We start from the raw sequence: 20,577 nt of genomic DNA on the forward strand, positions 1-20,577 counted from the left end.
TTCCACGCGGTCGGTCACCCGGCCGCGCCCTGGGGGTGGGGAGGACAGATGAGGCTGCCGCGTTCCGGCGCCGGCTGGACGATCGCGGTCTTCGGCGTGCTGGCGCTCCTGCTCGGCGCGCTCGGGTTGGTCTGGCCCGAGGCGCAGTTGCGGATGCTCGGCTTCGAGGTGCCCGCGCGGCGGTCGGCCGGCGACTACACCGGCACGTTCCTCACCGCCTCCTCGATGGCCTCGTTCAACATGGGCGTCTACTACCTGCTGGCGGTCGCCACCGAGTGGCGGGCCTTCTACCGGTTCACGGTCGTCTTCCGGCTGGTCACCTTCACCGTCTTCACCCTGATCGTGCTGGCCGACGTCGCGCCGGACCGCTTCCTCGGCGTCGCTGCATGGGAGGGGCTGGGGGCGGTCGCCACCGCCGTCGGCCTGCGCTGGGACGCCCGCCGGGCGGTCGCGCCGACAGCCGTCGATGGCCCGGACGGCGTCGGGCCGGGTGCCGGTGAGAGCGCCGGTCCCGCACCGGCCGCCGGTACGGTCCGCTGAGCGCTCCGGCGGGACGGGTATTTTCAGAGCTGTGACCGAGACCCCGCCCGGCGCCCTCCGGCTGCCCAATGTGCCCGGTCTGACCGATCTGAAGGTGTTTGCCCGGGGTGGCTATGCGACCGTCTACCGGGCCACGCAGATCTCGGTGGGGCGCGAGGTCGCCGTCAAGGTGGAGAACCGCACGCTGGACAGCGAGCGGGACCAGGCCCGGTTCCTCCGGGAGGCGCGCGCCGCCGGGAAGATGTCGTCCCACCCGCACGTGGTGGACCTCTTCGACGTCGGGGTCACCGTCGACCAGCACCCTTATCTGATCATGGAGCTCTGCGACGGCTCGTACGCCGAGCGGATGCGGACCTCGCCGCTCGGCCCGGCGGAGACCCGCGACCTCGGCATCAAGATCGCTGACGCGCTGGCCCACTCCCACGCGGCCGGGGTGCTGCACCGCGACGTCAAGCCGGCCAACATCCTGCACTCGCACTTCAACCCGGCGGTGCTGGCCGACTTCGGGCTGGCGGTGCTGGCCGAGGTGCGCGACGCCTCGGTCACCCTGGAGGTGCTCACCCCGGCGTACGCCCCGCCGGAGATGTTCAGCCACAGCCCGCCCTCGCCGGCCGTCGACGTGTACGCGCTCTGCGCCACCCTCTACGCGGTGATGCACGGCCGCCCGCCGCGCTGGCAGTCGGAGCGGAACCCGAGCCTGGTCACCGTGCTGGAGATGTTCAACCAGCCCATCCCGGAGCTGCCCGGGGTGCCGACCGAACTGGTCGACGTGCTGCGCGCCGGGATGTCCAACGACCCGGGCGCGCGTCCGTCCGCGCTTGAGCTGCGGGACCTGCTCACCGCCCTGCCGCTCGGCGCGGTCCCGTCGTCCCCGGTCAGCGGGGCGCCGGTGAGCGGAGCGCCGATCTCCGGGGGCCCCTCCGGGCCGTACACCGTGGACCGGTCCGGCCCGCCGCGGCCGGTGCCCGAGGACGCCCACCCGACCGTGCCGCACGGGCGACGCCGGCGGCGGCGGTGGTTCCTCGGCGGCGCCGCGGTCCTCGCCCTGGCCGCCTCGGCGAGCGCCGGTGCCTGGGTCGCCGGCAACGCCGCGTCCGTGGCCGCCCCCACGCCGACGCCGATCGCCACCGGATCCGCCTCGCCGGCCGCGTGGGGCTCGCTGCCGGGCTGCGGCGCCGGCTCGTCCACGCTGACCCTGCCCCCCGGGGCACACTGCGCGTCCGGGCTGGAGTGCTTCGGGCCGGTGCGGTTGCGCGGCGACCGGGCCGTGGCGCCGCAGGTGTCCTGCGACGGCCGGCACACCTGGGAGACCTATGTGGAGGGTGAGCTGCCTTCCGCGCTGGTCGGCGCCGGGCACGCCGCGATCAGCGCGGACCCGACCGTCCGCCGGGTCTGCAACGCGCGGACCTTCCGGCTCACCAGCGGGTTGGCCTATCCCACCGGCTGGAACCTGGAGGTCCTGCCGCCGAGCGGCACGGACGCCGGCCGGACCTACCGTTGCCTGGCGGGCAAGGGCGTGGACGCACTCGCCTCGCCCACCCTCATCGGTCCCTGAGGTCGTCCAGCTCCTCCAGCTTCCTGCGGACGGCCGCGCTGTCGAGCGCGTCGAGGGTGTCCGCGTCGAGCACCGGGGGGCCGGCGTCCGGCGGCCCCGGCGGGGTGACGCCCGTCGTCGAGGGCTGCTCGCGCAGGGCGGCCACGGCGGTGCCGGCGACCGTGGCGAGCAGCACGCAGAGCAGCGCCAGCCCCACCGTCAGGATGTTGGCGGGGTGCCGCACGAGCAGGGTCACCAGCACCGCGACGGCGGCGAGCGACGCGACCGCCGCCACGGCGCGCGGGTCCGGCCTGAGGATTCGTCCCACCCGACAAGCATCTCCGGGTGGGACGCGCTGTCAATCCGCGCACCGGTGGGTCGCGGCGGCGGATCCGCCGGCGACCCGGTGCGATGATCCGACCACTTCGTCCGAAGGAGGAACGCCGATGCGCCGGACGTCCCGGATCGTCGTCGCACTGCTGGTGTCGGGCCCGCTCGGCGCCTGCGGGTCGGGCTCGTCGCCGGAGGAGGCGCGCCCCTCCGTGCTGGTCACCACCTCCGCCGCCGCACCCTCGCCGCCGGCGGCGACCCGATCGGCGGCGCGGGTGTCCCGCGCTGAGGCCCTGTCCCGCTACGTGACCGAAACCTACGGCGGTGACCGCCGGTACGTCGGCGACTGCGCCGGCGCCCGACCGGACCCGCGGGGCGTCTGCTCGCTGGAGAAGGCCATCGTGGACGCCGGCACCGTGTACGCCGTCGGGGCGCCGTACAGCGAGATCGACGCCTTCCTGCTGCTGCGTGCGGACGCCGCCGGTTGGCGGGTGGTCGACGATCACGTGCCGCCGGAGTCGGGCGGGCCGACATCCGGGCCGGAGCCGGACTGGTTCGAGGAGGTCGGCTCCTGAGTGGCGGAAGGATGCCAAACAGCGTCGACAATGAAAATTTCGTTACATCGTCTGGATAATTGGTCCCATTGATGGTGTTTCGCCGGGCCGCGATCGTTGCCTGCCGCCCCTAGGGTGACGGAGGTCGAGGGTCACCTCGACAATCCCCGTCCTCCACCGGAAGGCAGCACATGCCACGTACTTCCCGGTCCCTGGCCGCGGCAGGAATCGCCGGCCTCTTCCTCGCCGGATCGGCGATCGCGCCCGCAACCGCGTCGCCCGTCACCACCGGCTGGGGTCGACCCACCACATCGGACCGCACCAGTCCCGCCGAGGCCCGGCGGGTCGACCGCGTGCCCACGCCCAAGCTCGACTGGTACGCCTGCTACGGCTACGCCGAGTGCGCGACCACCCGGTTGCCGCTGGACTACGACCAGCCCAAGGGGGCCACCACCGAGATCGCGCTGCTCCGGGTCAAGGCCCGCGACCAGCAGAGCCGGATCGGCAGCCTCTTCCTCAACCCGGGCGGCCCCGGCGGCTCCGGCACCGACATCGCGCTCGCCGCGCCGTACTTCCTCTCCGACGAACTGCTGGACCGCTTCGACATCGTCGGGGTCGACCCGCGCGGCGTCGCCGCCAGCGACAACGTCAAGTGCTTCCCGTCCGTCAAGGACCAGACCAGGGCGTACGCCGGGCTGAACGTGGCGTTCCCGTGGACGAAGGCCGAGGAGAAGGCGTACATCGCCTCGTCGAAGGCGGTCGGTCGGGCCTGCTCCACCACGGGCAAGCCGCTCACCGGGGCGATGTCCACCGCCGAGGTCGCCCGGGACATGGAGGTGCTGCGCCGGGCGGTGGGCGACAAGAAGCTGAGCTACCTCGGCTTCAGCTACGGCACCGCGCTCGGCCAGTACTACGCCAACATGTTCCCGGACCGGTTCCGGGCGCTGGCCGTCGACGGGATGCTCGACCCGAACGCCTGGGTCGGCCAGGGCAAGGCCCGCGGCGAGCTCCAGGAGACCCGGCTGCGCAGCGCCGACGGCGCGTACCAGGCGCTGCGCGAGATCCTGCTCCGCTGCGACAAGGCCGGCGAGGAGAAGTGCTCCCTGGCGGCCGGCGACCCGGTCGCCTCGTACGAGCTGGTGGCGCAGCGGCTGCGCAAGAAGCCGGTGGTGATCGAGGACCCGGACGGCGGGTCGTTCACCGTCACCTACGCCGACTTCGTCGGCGCCAGCCTCAGCTCCCTCTACAGCCCGTACGGCTACGCCGACATCGCCTCGATCACCGCCGACCTGCTGGTGCTCACCGATCCGGGATCGGCCACCGCGGCCCGCCTGGCGCAGGCCCGCACGGCCGTCGCCAAGCGCGCCGAGCAGGCCCGGCAGCAGCGCCGGTACGACTTCCCGTACAACAACGGGCTGGAGACGTTCCTCGGTGTCGACTGCACCGACGCGTACCACCCGAAGGACGCGGGTGCCTGGCCGGCGCTGACGGCCAAGGAGGACAAGCGGGCCCCGTACTTCGGGCGGGCCTGGGGCTGGAGCGCCGCGCCGTGCGCCCGGGACACCTGGACGGTGCGCGACGAGGACGCCTACACCGGTCCGTTCAACCGGAAGACCAGCGCCCCGGTGCTGGTGGTCGGCAACTACTGGGACCCGGCCACCAACTACGACGCGGCGGTCAGCTCGGCGAAGCTGCTGCCGAACAGCCGGCTGCTCAGCAGCGACAGCTGGGGGCACACCGCCTACGGGACGTCCGCCTGCGTGACCGGCGCCGTCGACGCCTACCTGCTCAAGGGCACGTTGCCGAAGAAGGGCACCCTCTGCACCGGTGACGTGCAGCCCTTCGTCGAGGTGCCGGCCGCGCCGGAGACGTCGCGGGCCGCCGCGCCGAAGAGCGCGCTGGCCGCCGAGGGCGAGCCGGCCCGGGGCGAGCCGAAGCGGCTCCCCCCGGTCGTCGCGCCGCGGCCCGCCGTGGGCACGCTGACGGTGCGCTGACGGTTCGGTGAAGGATGCCGGGGTACGGCGGGCGCTCGGGTCGCCTGTCGTACCCCGGTCACTTTCCACGCCGTTCCGATGACCACCGAAGTGGTGGGAAACCGCTACTCTCGGTGTTTCGCAGGCCCTGTCCGTCAGCGAGGTAGTTCGATGAACGACAGCTCCTCCCCGAGGTTCCGCTCGGTCGCGACCACGCTGGCCGTGGCGCTGACCCTGACGCTGGCCGCCGCGGCCGGTTGCGACAACCGGCAGGATCCGCCGCTCCCCTCGGTGCTGGACAAGTTGCGCGAGTCGCACATCGACGGCCAGCCGAAGATCAGGATCGGGGTGGCGGCCACCGAGCCGCTGATGGGCGAGCTGCGCAACGGCACGTACGTCGGCTTCGACGTCGAGATCGCCCGGTACATCGCCGCCTCGCTGGGCTACGAGGGCGACCAGCGGATCGACTTCGTCTCGCTGGCCACCGAGGACCGCATCCCGGCCCTCCAGGGCGGTGTGGTCGACCTGGTGGTCTCCAGTTTCTCGATCACCGAGGAGCGCAAGAAGCAGGTCGGCTTCGCCGGGCCGTACTTCGTCACCACCCAGGAGGTGATGGTCCCGAACCGGTTGAAGGACAAGATCCGCACCATCGAGGACCTTCGCGACCCGGCGTACAAGATCTGCACCAGTGGCGGCTCCACCACCGAGGCCGAGCTGGAGAAACACCAGGTCAAGGCGCTGGTGGTGAAGCGGGTCGGCGACTGCGTCAACGGCATCCGCGAGGGGCGGTACGACGCGGTCAGTTCCGACGAGACCATCCTCGCCGGCTTCCTCTCCCAGTACCCGACCGAGTTCGAGATCGTCGACATGCCGTTCGGCACCAGCGAGACGCTCGGCATCGGGGTGCCGATCGGCGATCCGGCCCTGCGCGACCTGGTCGCCTTCTTCCTCGACAAGAGCTACCAGCAGGGGCGCAGCGGGATCAGCAGCCCCTGGCTGACCGCGTACAACCGAACGCTGGGGCCCTGGATGAAGGCGCCGAAGTCACAGCCGCAGCCGCTGGACGTACCCAAGCTGGTCGACTTCGACGACAAGGCGCCCCGGCGGTGAGCGCCCCGGCGGTGCCCGCCCAGCGTGACGTGGGCCCCGCCGGGCCGGCGCGGGAGGGGAGCGACCCGGCCGAGCGGCGGGCCCGGGCCAGCCAGTCGTTCTGGACGGCCGTGGTCGGCGTGCCGGCGATCTTCTCCGTGCTCCGGCTCGGCGTCGAGGCCGGCGGCGAACTCCAGACCACCCTGCTCCTGGTGGCGAACGTCGGCCCGGTGAACCTGCTGGCCGGCTTCCTCACCACGGCCGCCCGCCTGCTCTCCACGGGCCTGGTCGCGGTCTTCGCGCTCGGCGCGGTGCTCCGGGTGAGCGTGGAGCGGATGCCGGCCAGCTTCCGCCGGCCGCTCTTCGCCCGCTGGGTGGACATCACCCCGGCCTGGTTCGTGGTCGCCAGCTTCCTGCTCGCCCTGGTCACCTGGCAGCTGCTCTACCTGCCGCTGCTGATCCCGGCGTTCGTCGCCGCCTTCCAGCTCACCCCGGCCCGGCTGCACGAGCAGGTCGCGCCCCGGCTGCTGCTGCTCGCCGCCCTGTTCGTCGGGTACGCCTGGCTGCTCGCGCCGACCCTGCGGGACGCCTGGCGGCAGGGGGAACTGCTGGCTCTGCTGCTGCTCGTCGCGCCGCCGCTGCTCGCGCTCGGCGTCACCGGTCCGCTGCCGGCGGCGGTGATCCGGCCCCTGGCGTCGCTGACCGAGGCGGCCGTGCTCGCCATGCTGGTCTGGGCCGCGCTGCCGGTGATCAGCACGCCGGTGCTGCCGCTCACCGTCACCACCGTGGAGTCGACGCCCGGCGTCACCGAGGACGTCCGCGGGCACGTGGTGACCGTGGACGACGTCAACGTGGTGCTGCTCCAGGAGCGCGGCGGCGTCCGCTACGTGCCGGTGGACCAGGTGCGCGCCCAGGTGCTCTGCCCCAGCGAGGAGGAGCTGCCCCGGCACCGGTTGCGCATCCGCGACTTCCACGTCGAGGACTCGCTGCTGGAGGGGACCGGCCGGCGGGTGCGCCCGGTGCACCGCATCGACGCCGCCTGCCGCGCCGTGCGCTGAGCTCCACCGCCACGACGGCTGGACCACCGATCCGCCTCCGCCGCTTCTGACCGCCCGGGCCGGGGGATTCTGGCCAGCGGGCCCGGCCCGGGAGTCGAACTCGCTCAGTAGGACTTGTCCTGGCCAAGGACGTGCTGGGCGACGAAGTTGAGGATCATCTCCCGGCTGACCGGGGCGATCCGGCCGGCGCGTACCGCGCCGAGCAGGGTGGCCACGCCGTACTCGGTGGTCATGCCGGCCCCGCCGAGGGCCTGCACGGCGGTGTCCACGGCCAGCGCGGCGGCCTCGCCGGCGGCGTACTTGGCCATGTTGCCGGAGATGCCGGCCTCCAGGTCCCGGCCGGCGTCGTAGAGGGTGGCCGCCTTGTGGATCATCAGTCGGGCCAGTTCCACCTGCACCGCCGCGTGTGCGAGGGGATGGGCCACGCCCTGGTGCGAGCCGATGCTCCGCCCACCCCAGACCTTGCGGGTCGCGGTGTACTCGCTGGCCCGCTCGATCGCGTACCGGCCGGTGCCAGCGCCCATCGCGGCGACGGTGATCCGCTCCGGATTGAGCCCGGCGAACAGCGCCGGCAGTCCGGCGTCCAGGGACTCGCCGACCAGCGCGTCGGCGGGCAGCCGCACGTCGTCGAGGTAGAGCAGGAACTGGTTCTCCGGGGAGAGGATCTCCATGTCCAGCTTGGAGCGGGTCAGCCCCGGCGCGTCGGTCGGCACGATGAACAGCGCCGGCTTCAGCTTCTGAGGGGACGCGTCCCCTGAGCCGCCCGGGCCGTCCCCGACGGCGACACGGGCCACGACCAGCACGTACTGCGCCTCGTCGACCCCCGAGATGTAGCACTTGCGGCCGGAGAGCAGCCAGTCGTCGCCGTCGCGGCGGGCCACCGTGCCGAGCCGGTGGAAGTTCGAGCCGGCCTCCGGCTCGGTGATCGCGAAGACGATCTTCTGGGTGCCGTCGGCCAGGCCGGGCAGGTGGCGCTTGCGCTGCTCGTCGGTGCCGTGCTTGTTGATCACCGTGGCGGCGATGGCCGGGGAGACCACCAGCAGCAGCAGCGGGCAGCCCGCCGCCGCCAGCTCCTCGCAGACGAGGGCCAGTTCGGTGATGCCGCCGCCCCCGCCGCCGTACTCGGTGGGGATGTTGACGCCGAGGTAGCCGAGCCGGCCGGCCTCGCTCCACAGCTCGGTGGTGTGTTCCCCCGACTTCGCTTTCGCCACGAAATAGGAGTGACCGTACCTGCGGCCCAGCGCGCGGACGGCGTCGCGGAGCTGGTCCTGCTCTGGGGTGAGGTCGAAGTTCATCGCGGGTCCTCCTCGGGGTTGACCACGGCCAGCACGGCGCCGGTGTCGACCTGGCCGCCGGCCGGCACCGGCAGTTCGGCGACCACGCCGTCGGTCGGGGCGAGCACGGGGTGTTCGAGCTTCATCGCTTCCAGGGTCAGCAGCAGGTCGCCGGCGGCGACCCGCTGACCGACCGCCACGTGCAGCCGGCTCACCGCGCCGGGCAGCGGCGCCAGCAGCGACCCGGCCGCCAGCTCCGTGGTGGGCAGGGGGAACCGGGGCAGCTCGGTCAGGCTCGTCGCCCCGTCCGGGCCGTCCACGAAGACCGCCGACCCCACCCGGTGTACGCGGAACGCCCGGCGCACGCCGTCCACGTCGAGCACGACCCGGTCCGGCCTCGCCTGCACCAGCGCGACCGTCGGCGGCTGCCCGGACCGGTCGGCTCCGACCGGGTCGGCCCCCGCCGCGGGCCCTGGCCCCGCCGGCGGCCCGTCGGCCGAGGTCACGCCGGGGTCGGTGTGCCACTGCGCCAGTGCGCCGGCGCGGTCCAGCCGGTAGCGCACCTCGATCTCGCCGCCGTCCGGCCCGGCGTAGCGGGTGACCTGGGGGAACGCCGGCACGTTCCGCCAGCCGGAGGGGAGCCCGGCGAGCACGCCCGCCTCGGCGCGGCGGGCGGCGGCCGAGGCGAGCGCGGCGGCCAGCGCCGTTAGCGGCGACCGGTCGGCGGGGAGCAGCGGGGCGAAGACCTCGGGGTGCCGGTCCAGGAAGCCGGTGTCCGCCTCGGCCGCCGCGAACTCAGCGCTGCGCAGTACCCGGACCAGCAGGTCCCGGTTGGTGGCGACGCCGTGGAACTCGGCCCGGGCCAGCGCACCCGCCAGCGCCCGGACCGCCTCCGCCCGGGTCGGCGCCCAGGCGACCAGCTTGGCCAGCATCGAGTCGTAGTGCACGCCCACCGTCGAGCCGTCCGTCACGCCCGAGTCCAGTCGCAGCCCCTTCGTCGGGGCGAACGCGCCGGCCACCCCCGGGACGGCGAACCGGTGCAACGTGCCGGTCGCGGGACGGAAGCCCTGGGCCGGGTCCTCCGCGCAGAGGCGTACCTCGATCGCGTGGCCGTCGGTCGGCGGGGTCGCCGCCACCGGCAGCGGCTCGCCCTCGGCGACCAGCAGTTGCAGCCGGACCAGGTCCAGTCCGGTGACCGCCTCGGTGACCGGGTGCTCCACCTGGAGTCGGGTGTTCATCTCCAGGAAGAAGAACTCGCCGGTCGGGGCGAGCAGGAACTCCACCGTGCCCGCACCGACGTAGTCGACGGCCCGGCCGGCGGCGACCGCCGCCTCGTGCAGCCGCTGCCGCAGCTGCGGCCCGACGACGGCCGGGGCCTCTTCGACGATCTTCTGGTGCCGGCGCTGGATCGAGCAGTCCCGCTCGCCCAGGGCGACCACGGTGCCGTGGGTGTCGCCGAAGATCTGCACCTCGACGTGCCGGCCGCGCTCCACGTACCGCTCGACGAAGACCGTGCCGTCGCCGAACGCGGCGGCCGCCTCGCGGCGCGCGGAGGCGACGGCCTCGGCGAGGTCGGCGGCGTCGCGGACCACGCGCATGCCCCGCCCGCCGCCGCCGGCGGACGCCTTGACCAGCACCGGGAAGTCGGTGATCTGGTCGGGGTCGGTCCAGGTCGGCAGCATCGGCACGCCCGCCTCGGCGAGCAGCGCCTTCGCCTCCATCTTGTCGCCCATCGCGGCGATCGCCTTGGCCGGTGGGCCGACCCAGGTCAGCCCCGCGTCGGTCACCGCCGCGGCGAACTCGGCGTTCTCGGCGAGGAAGCCGTAACCCGGGTGGACGGCGTCCGCGCCGGTCCGCCGGGCCGCGTCCAGGATCTTCTCGATCCGCAGGTACGTCTCGGCCGGCGTGTTTCCCGGCAGGCGCACCGCGTGGTCGGCCTCGGCCACGAACGGCGCGTCGGCGTCGGCGTCCGAGTGCACGGCGACCGTCTCGATGCCGAGCGCCCGGCAGGTGGCGAAGACCCGGCGGGCGATCTCGCCCCGGTTGGCCACCAAGAGTCGGTTGATCAAAGGTCCGCCCCTCACATCCGGAAGACGCCGAAGCCGTCGGCGCCCTTCACCGGTCCGTTGTGGATCGCCGACAGGCAGAGCCCGAGGACGGTACGGGTGTCCCGGGGGTCGATCACCCCGTCGTCGTAGAGCCGGCCGGAGAGGAAGAGCGCGCCGGACTGGGACTCGATCTGCTGCTCGACCATCATCCGCATCGCGGCGTCGGACTCCTCGTCGTAGTCGCGCCCGCGGGCGGCGGCGGCCTGCCGGGCGACGATGGAGAGCACCCCGGCGAGCTGCGCCGGCCCCATCACCGCCGACTTCGCGTTCGGCCAGGTGAAGAGGAACCGCGGCTCGTACGCCCGGCCGCACATGCCGTAGTTGCCGGCGCCGTAGGAGGCGCCCAGGTTCACCGTCAGGTGCGGCACGGTCGAGTTCGAGACCGCGTTGATCATCAGCGCGCCGTGCTTGATGATGCCGCGCTGCTCGTACTCGGTGCCGACCATGTAGCCGGTGGTGTTCTGGAGGAAGACCAGCGGGGTGTCGGCGGCGTTGGCGAGCTGGATGAACTGGGCCGCCTTCTGCGCCTCCTCGCTGAACAGCACGCCCCGGGCGTTGGCCAGCACCCCGACCGGGTACCCGTGCAGCTCGCCCCAGCCGGTGACCAGCGCGGTGCCGTAGGCCGGTTTGAACTCGTCGAACTCGCTGCCGTCCAGGACCCGGGCCAGCACCTCGCGGGGGTCGAAGGGCACCTTGAGGTCGGCGCTGGCGATGCCGAGCAACTCCTCCGGGTCGTACTTGGGGGGCTGCGGGACGGGGTTGCGCGGCGGCGGGCCCTGCTTGCGCCAGTTGAGCCGGCGCATGCACTGCCGGGCCAGCCGGATGCCGTCCCGCTCGTCCTCGGCCAGGAAGTCGGCCAGCCCAGACGTCGACGCGTGCATGGCCGCCCCGCCGAGGGACTCGTCGTCGGTGACCTCGCCGGTGGCCATCTTCACCAGCGGCGGGCCGGCCAGGTACACCTGCGAACGGTCCCGGATCATGATGACGTGGTCGGACATCCCGGGCACGTACGCACCGCCGGCGGTGGCGTTGCCGAAGACCACGCTGACCGTGGGGATCTTCGCCGCGGAGAGCCGGGTCAGGTCGCGGAACACCCGGCCGCCCGGGATGAAGATCTCCGCCTGGGTGGGCAGGTCCGCCCCCGCCGACTCGACCAGGTTGACCATCGGCAGCCGGTTGGCGAGGGCGATCTCGCCGGCCCGCCGGGTCTTCGCCAGCGACCAGGGGTTGACCGCGCCGCCGCGTACCGTCGGGTCGTTGGCGACGACCAGGCACTCCACGCCCTCGACCACGCCGATGCCGGTCACCACGCTGGCTCCGACCGGGAAGTCGGTGCCGTACGCCGCCACCGGGGACAGCTCCAGGAACGGGCTGTCCGGGTCGAGCAGCAGCTCGATCCGCTCCCGGGGGAGCAGCTTGCCGCGCGCGTGGTGCCGGGTCACGTACTTCTCGCCACCGCCGGCCCGGGCCTGGTCCAACGCGGCGTCCAGCTCGGCGAGGCGTTCCAGCAGCCCCTCCCGGTTCGCCCGGTAGGTCGGCGAGGCGGGGTCGAGCGTGCTGTCCAGTGTGCTCACAGGCCTATGCCCTTCGCGATGATCTCGTTCATGATCTCGGTGGTGCCGCCGCCGATGCCGAGGATCCGGGCGTCCCGGTAGTGCCGCTCCACCTCGGCGTCGCGCAGGTAGCCGAAGCCGCCGTGCAGTTGCAGCGCCTGGTCGACCACCTGGTCGCAGGCGGCCACCGCGACGTTCTTCGCCATCGCCACCTCGGTCACCACCGGCTCGCCCGCCGCGACCCGGGTGGCCACCTCGTGCACGTACGCCCGGGCCGCCTCGGCGCGGGTGTGCATCTCGGCGAGCCGGTGCCGAATCAACTGCCGGCTGGCCAGCGGGCGGCCGAAGGTGGCCCGGTCCCGGCACCAGCGGGTGGCCAGCTCCACGCAGCGCTGCGCGGTCGCGTACGCCTGGGTGGCCAGCGAGAGCCGCTCCGCGGCGAAGTGCTGCATGATCGCGAGGAAGCCGGTGTTCTCCTCGCCGATCCGGTTGGTCACCGGCACCCGGACGTCGACGAAGGACAGTTCTGCGGTGTCCGAGCAGTGCCAGCCCAGCTTCTCCAGCCGGCGCCCGACGGTGAAGCCGGGCGTGCCCTTGTCGATGACCAGCAGGCTGAGCTCGCCGCTGCCCGGGAAGTCGGTGCAGACCGCGGTGGTCACGAAGTCGGCGCGCACTCCGCTGGTGATGTAGGTCTTCGAGCCGTTCACCACGTAGTGGTCGCCGTCGCGGCGGGCGGTGGTGCGGATCGCGGCGACGTCCGAGCCGCCGTCCGGCTCGGTGATCGCCAACGCGCCGATCATCGTCCCGGCCAGGGTGGGCCGGACGTACCGGTCGACCAGGTCGTCGTCGCCCCGGAGCTGGCCGCCCCCGAGCCGGCCGCGGAGCAGGCCACCGCTCTGGCCGCCGGCGGCGGCGACCATGTGCGGCAGCGCGATGCCGTGCGTGAAGAGCGCCGCGATCAGCCCCGACGAGCCGCCCGAGCGGATGATCTCCTCGGTGACGACGATCGAGTCGAGCAGGTCGCCGCCGCTGCCGCCGACCGACTCGGGGAACCCGATGCCGAGCAGGCCGATCTTCGCGGCGGTGGCGTGCAGCTCGCGCGGCACCTCGCCGGCCCGCTCCCAGTCGGCCAGGTGCGGCAGCACCTCCCGGGTGACGAAGGCCCGGGTCAGCTCGCGCAGCTGCCGCCGTTCCGGGGTGTCCACGATGGTCATGCGCCGGCCTCCCCGACTCGTTCCGGTGGCAGGTCCGCGGGCAGGTCGACGACCCGGCAGCGCAGCAGCTCCCCGAGGGCCTTGGCCTGCGGGTCGAACCGCGTGGAGGCGGCCACGCCCTGCCCGAGCAGCCCCCGCACCACGAAGTTCACCGCCCGCAGGTGCGGCAGCTCGTACCGCTCGACGGTCAGCGGGGCGGTCTCCGGCAGCAGTTCGGCCAGCCGCTCGACGGTGAGCCAGCCGCGCAGCCAGACGTACGTGGCGTCGGTGCGGGCCCAGACGCCCAGGTTGGCGTCGCCGCCCTTGTCGCCGGAGCGCGCCCCGACCAGTTCGCCCAGCGGCGCCCGTCGGGTGGGGCCGGTGCCCGCCGGCCGTGTCGGCGCACCGCCGGTGTCCGGTACGACCTCCGTGGCGTGCGCGGCGGCGGCGTCGGTCCGGGTCGGCGGCGGGATCGGCACCCGTTCCCCGCCGGGCAGTACCGCGACGTGCTCGACGGCGTCCTGGGGCACGGTGTCGGCGGTGAAGACGCCGTACGGGGTGGCGTCGCCGGGCAGCGTGGTCAGCGTGCAGCCGGGGTAGGAGGCCAGGGCCAGCTCCACCGCGGCCGCCGAGAAGGCCCGCCCGGCCCGCGCCTTGTCACCGTCGCGCAGGTGTACGTGCAGCAGCGCGCTCGCCGCCTCGGTGTCGGCCGCGTCCGGGTGGTCGGTGCGGGCCAGCGTGAACTCCAGCCCTTCCTTGCCGACCGCCTCCTCAAGCTGCCCTCGTACCAGGGCCGCCTTGGCGGGGACGTCCAGTCCGCAGAGGACGAAGGTCATCGAGTTGCGGAACCCGCCGAGGTTGTTGACGCCGACCTTGAGGGTGTCCGGCGGCGGCGTGCCCCGGACGCCGGAGACGCGGACCCGGTCGGGCCCGTCCTGGTGCAGCCGTACCGTGTCCAGCCGGGTAACCACGTCCGGCCCCAGGTACGCCGGGCCGCCCACCTCGTAGAGCAGCTGTGCGGTGACGGTCTCGACGGTGACCGCGCCGCCGGTGCCGGGGTGCTTGGTGAGCACCGAGGAACCGTCCGGGTGGATCTCCGCGATCGGGAAACCGGGCCGGTGGCCGCCGTCGGGCAGCTCGGTGAAGAAGCTGAAGTTGCCGCCGGTGACCTGCGCCCCGCACTCGATCAGGTGCCCGGCGACGGTCGCCCCGGCCAGCGCGTCCAGGTCGTCCCGGCCCCAGCCGAACCGGGCGATCGCCGGCCCGACGGCCAGCGAGGCGTCGGTGACCCGGCCGGTGACCACCACGTCCGCCCCGGCGTCGAGGCAGGCGGCGATGCCGAACGCGCCGAGATAGACGTTCGCGGTGAGCGCGTCGGGACGGGCGAGGGCGTCGCCCTCGACGTACCCGATCCGGGCGGTGAGGCCGAGCCGGTCGGCGAGCGAGCCGATCGCGGCGGCCAGGCCGGCCGGGTTCAGCCCGCCGGCGTTGGTCACGATCCGCACGCCCCGGTCCAGCGCGGTGCCGAGGCAGCCTTCCATCTGGCGGAGGAACGTCTTCGCGTATCCCAGGGCGGGGTCGCGCATCCGGTCGCGGCCGAGGATCAGCATGGTCAGCTCGGCCAGGTAGTCGCCGGTGAGCACGTCCAGCTCGCCGCCGTCGAGCATCTCCCGCCAGGCCGTGGCGCGGTCGCCGTAGAAGCCGGAGGCGTTGCCGACCCGGAGCGGGGCGCTCATGCCGGGGCTCCGGCGCCGCTCGCCGGGCGCGGCTCCCGGCCGGCGCCGGGCGGCCCGGCGAAGGCCTGCGCCACGTCCAGCCACTCGTCGGCGGTGGCGCCGGTGGCGGTCAGGGCCAGGTCGGCGCGGTGCCGGCGCTGGGTGACCAGCAGGCAGAAGTCGAGCGCCGGGCCGGTGACCCGGTCCGCCGCGTCCGCCGGCCCAAAGGCCCAGACGTCGCCGGCCGAGCCGTCCGCGCTCGCGGCTGCGGGGCTCGCGAGCGCACCGCTCGCGCTCGCCGGCGCGGTCAGCTCGACCCGGACCGGGGCCGTGGGCAGCGCCCGGCCGTGGGCGGCGAAGCCGTGCCCGAGGGTACGGAAGCCGAGGTGGGCGACGTGCCGCAGCCGGGCGCTCGGGGCGCGGGTGACGCCCAGCGCTTCGGCCACGTCCTCGCCGTGCGCCCAGGTCTCCATGATCCGGGCGGTGGCCATCGAGGCGGGCGACATCCGGGTGCCGTACCAGGGCAACTTCTCCCCGGCGGGGACGGCCGTGAGGGCGTCGATGAGCGCGGCCCGGCCGGCACGCCAGCGGGCCAGCAGCTCGGCCGGCGGGGCCAGGAACCGCTCCGCGCCGTCGTCGACGAGCCGGCTCACGTCCGGCGCCGAGGTGACCGAGGCGTAGAAGGCGTCGACGTCGGTGGCGGCGAGCCGGGCCATCTCGTCGGTCCAGGCGAGGTGGGCGATCTGGTGGCCGACTGTCCACCCGGGAGCGGGGGTGGGCCGCGCCCACGCCTGCGGCGGCAGCGGCGCGACGAGGGCGTCGAGCTGCTCGGACTCGGCGGCCAGATCCGCGAGCAGTGCTGTCAGGTCGACCATGGTGCCTCCGGGGGCGGGGTGTGCCGGTCAGGACGGGCGGGTCACTGCCTGTCGCGCTCGGGCCCCGGCGTGGCGCGCCCCGGTGGGCCGGCATCGGGCGTGAGCAGGGCGGCGAGCTGGCGTTTCCAGGTGTGCAGCAGGGCGGTACGGCGGGCCGAGTCGTCGTTGAGCAGGTTGGCCACGCCCAGTCCGCGGAGCAGGTCGAGGGTGGCCTGCACGGCCTCCCGTACGCCGGGGCGGCGCTCGTCCACGCCGAGCAGCGCCACGGTCAGCCGGTGCATCTCCCGGCCGACCCGGGCCTCCAGCGGCACCAGGGCGCGGCGCAGCTCGGCGTCGGTGCGGGCGGCGACCCAGAGCTCCAGCGCGGCGACGAAGAGCGGCCCGGTGAAGGCCACGCCGAGCAGGTCGACCACCCGGTCGAGCCGCTGCGGCCCGGCCGGCAGGGCCTCCGCCTCGGTGCGCAGCTCCGCCGCCCGTCGGTCGGCGAGGTGGGCGACGGCGGCGGTCACCAGGGCCGCCCTGGTCGGGTAGTGGTGCAGCTGCGCGCCGCGGGAGACGCCGGCCCGGGCCGCGACCACTGTGGTGGTGGTGCCGGACCAGCCGTACTCCACCAGGCAGTCGACGGTCGCCTCGAGCAGCCGGGCCCGGGTGGCGCGGCTGCGCTCCTGCTGAGGGACGCGCGTCGATGCGGTGGACACGGGGACAGCGTGCCGCCCCCGAAACAAACAGTCAAGCCTGACTTTTTCTGCTTTCACCGCCCCGCGCGCCCGCCCGGGTCCGCGCCGCCCGCCCAGGGGCCGCCCGCCTGGGTCCGCTCCGGCCTTGCCCGGGTCTGTTTTCGGCCCGCGAGAACGACCTCTTCCCGGTCCTTGTGGTGGTGTTGCGGTCCTTTGGAGCTGATGACGTATTCGACTCAGCGGGCGATCCGTTTACGTCATCAGCTCGAAAGGACCCGCCAGTGAACCGGGCGATGGGACGAGCCCTGACAGCCGCCCGCACCGGCCACCGCGCGGGCCGCACCGGCCGTGCCCAGGCGCACCGGCCGCACCGGCCGCGCCGGCCGCGTGAGCCGCGCAGCATCGCACGGCGGAGTTCTCTGCTCAGGTTCGCCGGGGTCAGCGACCGTCCCTAAGGCCGAACACGGTGAGCGCGTCGAAGTCGCTGTGCCGGGAGCGGAGGTACTCGTCGGCCCATGCGGCGGCATCGGGAAAGCCCGACTCGGCGGCGACCCGGGCGCAGGCGGCATCCACGTCGAACGGGGTGCGGCGCAGTTGCACGCCCGGTCCGAGCAGGGCCCACCAGGCTCCGGCGCCGCCGTACGGCATCCCGATGCTGCCCGGGTTGACCACCAGCCGCCGGTCGGCCAGGCGGGTGAACGGCATGTGGGTGTGCCCGCAGACGATCGTGCCCACCTCGGCCGGCACCCCGGCGAGCACCTCGGCCCAGCGGTCCATCCGGGAGTCCACCAGCACCACCTCCTCGTCGTCGCGGGGCGTGGCGTGGCAGAAGAGCACCGGACCGAGGCCGGCCACCTCCAGGGTCACCGTCAGCGGCAGCGCCGCCAGCCGGGCCGCCTGATCGTCCCGGAGCTGCTGGGCGGCCCAGTTCGAGACCGCGATCGGAGAGCTCCGACCGGCCCGGGCCTCGACCAGCTCCCGGTCGGCGTTGCCGCCCACCCAGCAGGCCCGGTCGCCGAGGTCGGCGAGCAGGTCCAGCACCTCGACCGGCTGCGGTCCGGCCGCGATGTCACCGGTGAGCACGATTAGGTCGGCGGCGGCCACGTCCGGCTCGGCCAGCACGGCCTCCAGCGCGGGCAGCGCTCCGTGGATGTCGGAGAGTACGGCTACGCGTTCGAGCATGCGCTCACCGTGCCGGGCGGCCGTCACGATGTCGAGGAATTCTGCGCCCGGCAGAGAAACCCCGGACACGACGAGGCCAGGGACACCCTGGAGTGTTCCCTGGCCTCGGTCGTCGATCGGGTCAGACCCGCGCGCGGCGGGCCAGACGCTCCGGGTCGAGGATGATGATGCTCTTGCCGTCCAGCCGCAGCCAGCCCCGCGAGGCGAAGTCGGCCAGCGCCTTGTTGACCGTCTCCCGGGAGGCGCCGACGAGCTGGGCGATCTCCTCCTGGGTGAGGTCGTGGGTCACCCGCAGCACGCCGCCGTCGCGGGTGCCGAAGCGGCCGGCCATCTGGAGCAGGTTCTTGGCGACCCGGCCCGGCACGTCGGTGAAGATCAGGTCGGCCAGCGAGTCGTTGGTCCGGCGGAGCCGGCGGGCCAGCACCCGCAGCAGCTGCTCGGCGATCTCGGGCCGGTTGTTCAGCCAGGGCCGCAGCGCCTGCTTGCGCAGCCGCACCAGCCGGGTGTCGGTGACCGCGGTGGCCGTGGCCGTACGCGGACCGGGGTCGAAGAGCGACAGCTCACCGACCATGTCCGACGGGCCCATCACGGCGATCAGGTTCTGCCGGCCGTCGGCCGCCCGACGCCCGACCTTGATCTTGCCTGACAGGAGGATGTAGAGACTGTCGCCGGGCTCGCCCTCGTTGAACACGATCTCGCCCTTGCGGACGTCGATCGTCTCCATCTCCTTGGCGAGCGCCTCGGCAGCCTCCGGGTCGACACCCTGGAAGATCCCGCTGCGGGCCAGTACCTCGTCCATCGCGCACCTCCGGTTGCGCGTCGCCGTCCGTCGGCGGGGTCCGCCGTCCGCTTATCCCTCGCGCGCCGACAAGTCTAGGCGCACGTGAGCACGAATCAGAGGCGCACCCCTGGAATCTTGATCCTTGGACGTAACCTTCCCGCCCTGATCAGGGGCTAGTATCGCGCGGCCGTGTCCGGGTGGTGACCGGGCGTCGCCGTCGATGGCCGTAGGGTGACGGGCGTGCTGAGCGACCCCACCCTGACCAGCCGTCCCGAGGACGGCCGGGACATCCCGCTGCTGGTGTGGCGCGCCGGGGCGCCCCTGCGGGCGGCCAGTTCCGGCCCGCTCGGCGGCGGGATCGGCGTCCGGAACTGGGTGGTGAACGCGACCGTGCCGATGTCGTACCACCGGGACGACCCGGCCGCCCACCTGGCCGCGCTGGCCGGCGGCCTCGGCCTGGCCGGACCCGGGATCGGCCTGCTCACCGGGGTGGACGTCGCCGAGGTGGTGGCCCGGGTCGACACCGGCGTGCGGGCCTGGGCGACGGTCGGGCTCGGCATGCCGGTCTGGGCCGCCGCGCCGGCCCCGGCGGCGCCGGCCCAGCGGGTGGGCACGGTCAACATCGTCGTGTACGTCCCGGCGGCGCTCGGCGACGCCGCGCTGGTCAACGCCGTCGCCACGGCGACCGAGGCGAAGGCCCAGGCGATCTGGGAACTCGGCCTGCCCGCCACCGGTACGCCCACCGACGCGGTCACCGTCCTCTGCCCGGCCGACGGCCCCGCCGAGCCCTACGGCGGCCCCCGGTCCACCTGGGGCGCCCCGCTGGCCCGGGCCGTGCACGCCGCCGTCCGCGACGGCGGGTCGGTGCCCTGCGTGCCCTGGTCCGACCGGCGGGCGGGCTGAACTTTGGTCCGAAAGGCCATCGTCGTGCCGTTACCTACCGGGTAGGGTCGCCAGCGATGTCCGCTCCCGCGCCTGCCAGGGCCCGCCGCCGTGCCGCACTCGCCGTCGGCGCGGTCCTCGCCGTGCTGCTCACCGCCGGCTGTAGCACGTCGGACGACGACGCCACGCCGGTCTGGCAGCGCGGTGGCGGCGGGGGCGCCACCGGTGCGCCGGTCCCGTCCGGCGGCGCCTCGGAGCCGGCCGGCGAGGCCGTCTCGCTCTCGGCGACCGGCGACATCATCATGGGCAACGCCCCCTCCCGGCTCCCCGCCAACGGCGGGCGGGGCTTCTTCGACGAGATCTCCGACGCGCTCGACGCCGACCTGGTGATGGGCAACCTGGAGGAGCCGCTGACCGAGGACACCGGCACCGGCAAGTGCGGGGCCAACTCCACCGCCTGCTTCCAGTTCCGGGCCCCGTCCAGCTACGCCGCCCACCTCAAGGACGCCGGCTTCGAGCTGCTCAACCAGGCCAACAACCACGGCTACGACTACGGCCCGCAGGGGTACGCGAACACCCAGAAGGCGCTGGAGAAGCAGGGCCTCAAGCACACCGGCGCGCCGGACCAGATCACCGTGGTGGAGGTCAAGGGCGTCAAGATCGCGGTGGCCGGCTTCTCGTCGTACCCCTGGTCGAACAGCCTGACCGACATCGACGCGGCGACGGCGGTCATCGAGAAGGCCGCCACCATGGCCGACCTCGTGGTGGTGCAGGTGCACATGGGTGCCGAGGGCGCCGACCGGACCAAGGTCAAGCCGGGCACCGAGCTGTTCTACGGCGAGAACCGGGGCGACCCGGTGAAGTTCTCCCACGCCATGATCGACGCCGGGGCGGACCTGATCGTCGGGCACGGCCCGCACGTGCTGCGCGGCATGGAGTTCTACCAGGGCCGGCTGATCGCCTACAGCCTCGGCAACTTCGCCGGCGGCGGCCGGTCGCTCAACCCGAGCGGGCGGCTCGGCTGGGGCGGGGTGCTCAAGGTGTCGCTCAAGCCGGACGGCAGCTTCGCCGGCGGCTCCTTCACCTCCACCCGGATGAACTCCGTCGGCAAGCCGACCATGGACTCCGCCGACCAGGGCCTCGGGCTGGTCAAGCAGCTCAGCCGGGCCGACTTCCCGCGTACCGGGGCCCGGTTCGACGCCGAGGGCAGGATCAGCGCGCCGCAGGCCGGCTGAGCCGGGCGTGGGCCCGGCGGGTGG

At 73.9% G+C, this 20,577-nt stretch carries 18 protein-coding genes; 8 read left to right on the plus strand and 10 right to left on the minus strand.

Features of this window, described 5'->3' with window-relative positions:
* Positions 1 to 48 precede the first annotated feature (48 nt).
* Together ACTMTB_RS00240 and ACTMTB_RS00245 are read left to right on the plus strand one after the other, a co-directional pair.
* Positions 49 to 540 (plus strand): hypothetical protein, encoded by a 492-nt coding sequence (locus tag ACTMTB_RS00240; protein WP_441141946.1) that lies wholly within the window; start codon positions 49 to 51, stop codon positions 538 to 540.
* Positions 541 to 571: 31 nt separating this feature from the next.
* On the plus strand, positions 572 to 2,095 hold the full coding sequence (locus tag ACTMTB_RS00245; protein WP_441141947.1) for a serine/threonine-protein kinase: 1,524 nt from the start codon (positions 572 to 574) through the stop codon (positions 2,093 to 2,095).
* Here ACTMTB_RS00245 and ACTMTB_RS00250 read toward each other — a convergent pair.
* Positions 2,082 to 2,402, minus strand: a complete 321-nt coding sequence (locus ACTMTB_RS00250) for a hypothetical protein (protein ID WP_441141948.1) — start codon at positions 2,400 to 2,402, stop codon at positions 2,082 to 2,084. The two genes, ACTMTB_RS00245 and ACTMTB_RS00250, sit on opposite strands and share 14 nt — an antisense overlap.
* Before the next feature lie 118 nt (positions 2,403 to 2,520).
* Here ACTMTB_RS00250 and ACTMTB_RS00255 point away from each other — a divergent pair, with 118 nt between their 5' ends.
* The 4 genes from ACTMTB_RS00255 to ACTMTB_RS00270 all read left to right on the plus strand — a co-directional run bounded on the left by ACTMTB_RS00255 (position 2,521) and on the right by ACTMTB_RS00270 (position 7,078).
* Complete coding sequence (locus ACTMTB_RS00255) at positions 2,521 to 2,979, plus strand: hypothetical protein (protein WP_441141949.1); 459 nt, start codon at positions 2,521 to 2,523, stop codon at positions 2,977 to 2,979.
* A 170-nt stretch (positions 2,980 to 3,149) separates the two neighbouring features.
* Entirely contained in the window at positions 3,150 to 4,952 is a 1,803-nt protein-coding gene (locus tag ACTMTB_RS00260; protein WP_441141950.1) for an alpha/beta hydrolase, read from the plus strand.
* Positions 4,953 to 5,102: 150 nt separating this feature from the next.
* Positions 5,103 to 6,041, plus strand: a complete 939-nt coding sequence (locus tag ACTMTB_RS00265; RefSeq protein ID WP_154941329.1) for a transporter substrate-binding domain-containing protein — start codon at positions 5,103 to 5,105, stop codon at positions 6,039 to 6,041.
* Positions 6,038 to 7,078 carry a hypothetical protein gene (locus ACTMTB_RS00270; RefSeq protein ID WP_179802206.1) on the plus strand — a complete coding sequence of 347 codons (1,041 nt, stop codon included), beginning with the start codon at positions 6,038 to 6,040 and terminating at the stop codon, positions 7,076 to 7,078. Before ACTMTB_RS00265 ends, ACTMTB_RS00270 begins: the two co-directional genes overlap by 4 nt.
* 104 nt (positions 7,079 to 7,182) lie before the next feature.
* Here ACTMTB_RS00270 and ACTMTB_RS00275 read toward each other — a convergent pair whose 3' ends face one another.
* From ACTMTB_RS00275 to ACTMTB_RS00315, 9 genes are all read right to left on the minus strand, one after another.
* A complete protein-coding gene (locus ACTMTB_RS00275; protein WP_441141951.1) occupies positions 7,183 to 8,373 on the minus strand; it encodes an acyl-CoA dehydrogenase family protein in 1,191 nt (396 codons plus the stop codon).
* Positions 8,370 to 10,421, minus strand: a complete 2,052-nt coding sequence (locus ACTMTB_RS00280) for an acetyl/propionyl/methylcrotonyl-CoA carboxylase subunit alpha (protein WP_441141952.1) — start codon at positions 10,419 to 10,421, stop codon at positions 8,370 to 8,372. Before ACTMTB_RS00280 ends, ACTMTB_RS00275 begins: the two co-directional genes overlap by 4 nt.
* An 11-nt stretch (positions 10,422 to 10,432) precedes the next feature.
* A complete protein-coding gene (locus tag ACTMTB_RS00285; RefSeq protein WP_441141953.1) occupies positions 10,433 to 12,034 on the minus strand; it encodes an acyl-CoA carboxylase subunit beta in 1,602 nt (533 codons plus the stop codon).
* Positions 12,031 to 13,227 (minus strand): acyl-CoA dehydrogenase family protein, encoded by a 1,197-nt coding sequence (locus tag ACTMTB_RS00290; protein WP_441141954.1) that lies wholly within the window; start codon positions 13,225 to 13,227, stop codon positions 12,031 to 12,033. Before ACTMTB_RS00290 ends, ACTMTB_RS00285 begins: the two co-directional genes overlap by 4 nt.
* Entirely contained in the window at positions 13,224 to 14,942 is a 1,719-nt protein-coding gene (locus ACTMTB_RS00295) for an acyclic terpene utilization AtuA family protein (protein ID WP_441141955.1), read from the minus strand. Before ACTMTB_RS00295 ends, ACTMTB_RS00290 begins: the two co-directional genes overlap by 4 nt.
* Complete coding sequence (locus ACTMTB_RS00300; protein ID WP_441141956.1) at positions 14,939 to 15,796, minus strand: TIGR03084 family metal-binding protein; 858 nt, start codon at positions 15,794 to 15,796, stop codon at positions 14,939 to 14,941. Before ACTMTB_RS00300 ends, ACTMTB_RS00295 begins: the two co-directional genes overlap by 4 nt.
* Before the next feature lie 41 nt (positions 15,797 to 15,837).
* Positions 15,838 to 16,494 (minus strand): TetR/AcrR family transcriptional regulator, encoded by a 657-nt coding sequence (locus ACTMTB_RS00305; RefSeq protein WP_441141957.1) that lies wholly within the window; start codon positions 16,492 to 16,494, stop codon positions 15,838 to 15,840.
* 417 nt (positions 16,495 to 16,911) lie between these two features.
* Positions 16,912 to 17,655 carry a metallophosphoesterase family protein gene (locus ACTMTB_RS00310; protein ID WP_441141958.1) on the minus strand — a complete coding sequence of 248 codons (744 nt, stop codon included), beginning with the start codon at positions 17,653 to 17,655 and terminating at the stop codon, positions 16,912 to 16,914.
* Between the two features lie 121 nt (positions 17,656 to 17,776).
* Positions 17,777 to 18,454 carry a Crp/Fnr family transcriptional regulator gene (locus tag ACTMTB_RS00315; RefSeq protein ID WP_067306583.1) on the minus strand — a complete coding sequence of 226 codons (678 nt, stop codon included), beginning with the start codon at positions 18,452 to 18,454 and terminating at the stop codon, positions 17,777 to 17,779.
* Positions 18,455 to 18,676: 222 nt separating this feature from the next.
* Here ACTMTB_RS00315 and ACTMTB_RS00320 point away from each other — a divergent pair, with 222 nt between their 5' ends.
* Positions 18,677 to 19,339, plus strand: a complete 663-nt coding sequence (locus ACTMTB_RS00320) for an adenosylcobinamide amidohydrolase (protein WP_441141959.1) — start codon at positions 18,677 to 18,679, stop codon at positions 19,337 to 19,339.
* A 56-nt stretch (positions 19,340 to 19,395) separates the two neighbouring features.
* Complete coding sequence (locus ACTMTB_RS00325) at positions 19,396 to 20,553, plus strand: CapA family protein (RefSeq protein ID WP_441141960.1); 1,158 nt, start codon at positions 19,396 to 19,398, stop codon at positions 20,551 to 20,553.
* The last annotated feature ends 24 nt before the right edge of the window (positions 20,554 to 20,577 follow it).

The organism is Micromonospora sp. L32, assembly GCF_052068055.1.
Classification (GTDB): domain Bacteria; phylum Actinomycetota; class Actinomycetes; order Mycobacteriales; family Micromonosporaceae; genus Micromonospora; species Micromonospora purpureochromogenes.

Coding starts and splice junctions, on each gene's coding strand:
- ACTMTB_RS00255 (WP_441141949.1), top strand. CDS start 2,521: ATGCGCCGGACGTCCCGGATCGTCGTCGCACTGCTGGTGTCGGGCCCG.
- ACTMTB_RS00300 (WP_441141956.1), bottom strand. CDS start 15,796: ATGGTCGACCTGACAGCACTGCTCGCGGATCTGGCCGCCGAGTCCGAG.
- ACTMTB_RS00295 (WP_441141955.1), bottom strand. CDS start 14,942: ATGAGCGCCCCGCTCCGGGTCGGCAACGCCTCCGGCTTCTACGGCGAC.
- ACTMTB_RS00240 (WP_441141946.1), top strand. CDS start 49: ATGAGGCTGCCGCGTTCCGGCGCCGGCTGGACGATCGCGGTCTTCGGC.
- ACTMTB_RS00310 (WP_441141958.1), bottom strand. CDS start 17,655: ATGCTCGAACGCGTAGCCGTACTCTCCGACATCCACGGAGCGCTGCCC.
- ACTMTB_RS00325 (WP_441141960.1), top strand. CDS start 19,396: ATGTCCGCTCCCGCGCCTGCCAGGGCCCGCCGCCGTGCCGCACTCGCC.
- ACTMTB_RS00315 (WP_067306583.1), bottom strand. CDS start 18,454: ATGGACGAGGTACTGGCCCGCAGCGGGATCTTCCAGGGTGTCGACCCG.
- ACTMTB_RS00275 (WP_441141951.1), bottom strand. CDS start 8,373: ATGAACTTCGACCTCACCCCAGAGCAGGACCAGCTCCGCGACGCCGTC.
- ACTMTB_RS00265 (WP_154941329.1), top strand. CDS start 5,103: ATGAACGACAGCTCCTCCCCGAGGTTCCGCTCGGTCGCGACCACGCTG.
- ACTMTB_RS00260 (WP_441141950.1), top strand. CDS start 3,150: ATGCCACGTACTTCCCGGTCCCTGGCCGCGGCAGGAATCGCCGGCCTC.
- ACTMTB_RS00290 (WP_441141954.1), bottom strand. CDS start 13,227: ATGACCATCGTGGACACCCCGGAACGGCGGCAGCTGCGCGAGCTGACC.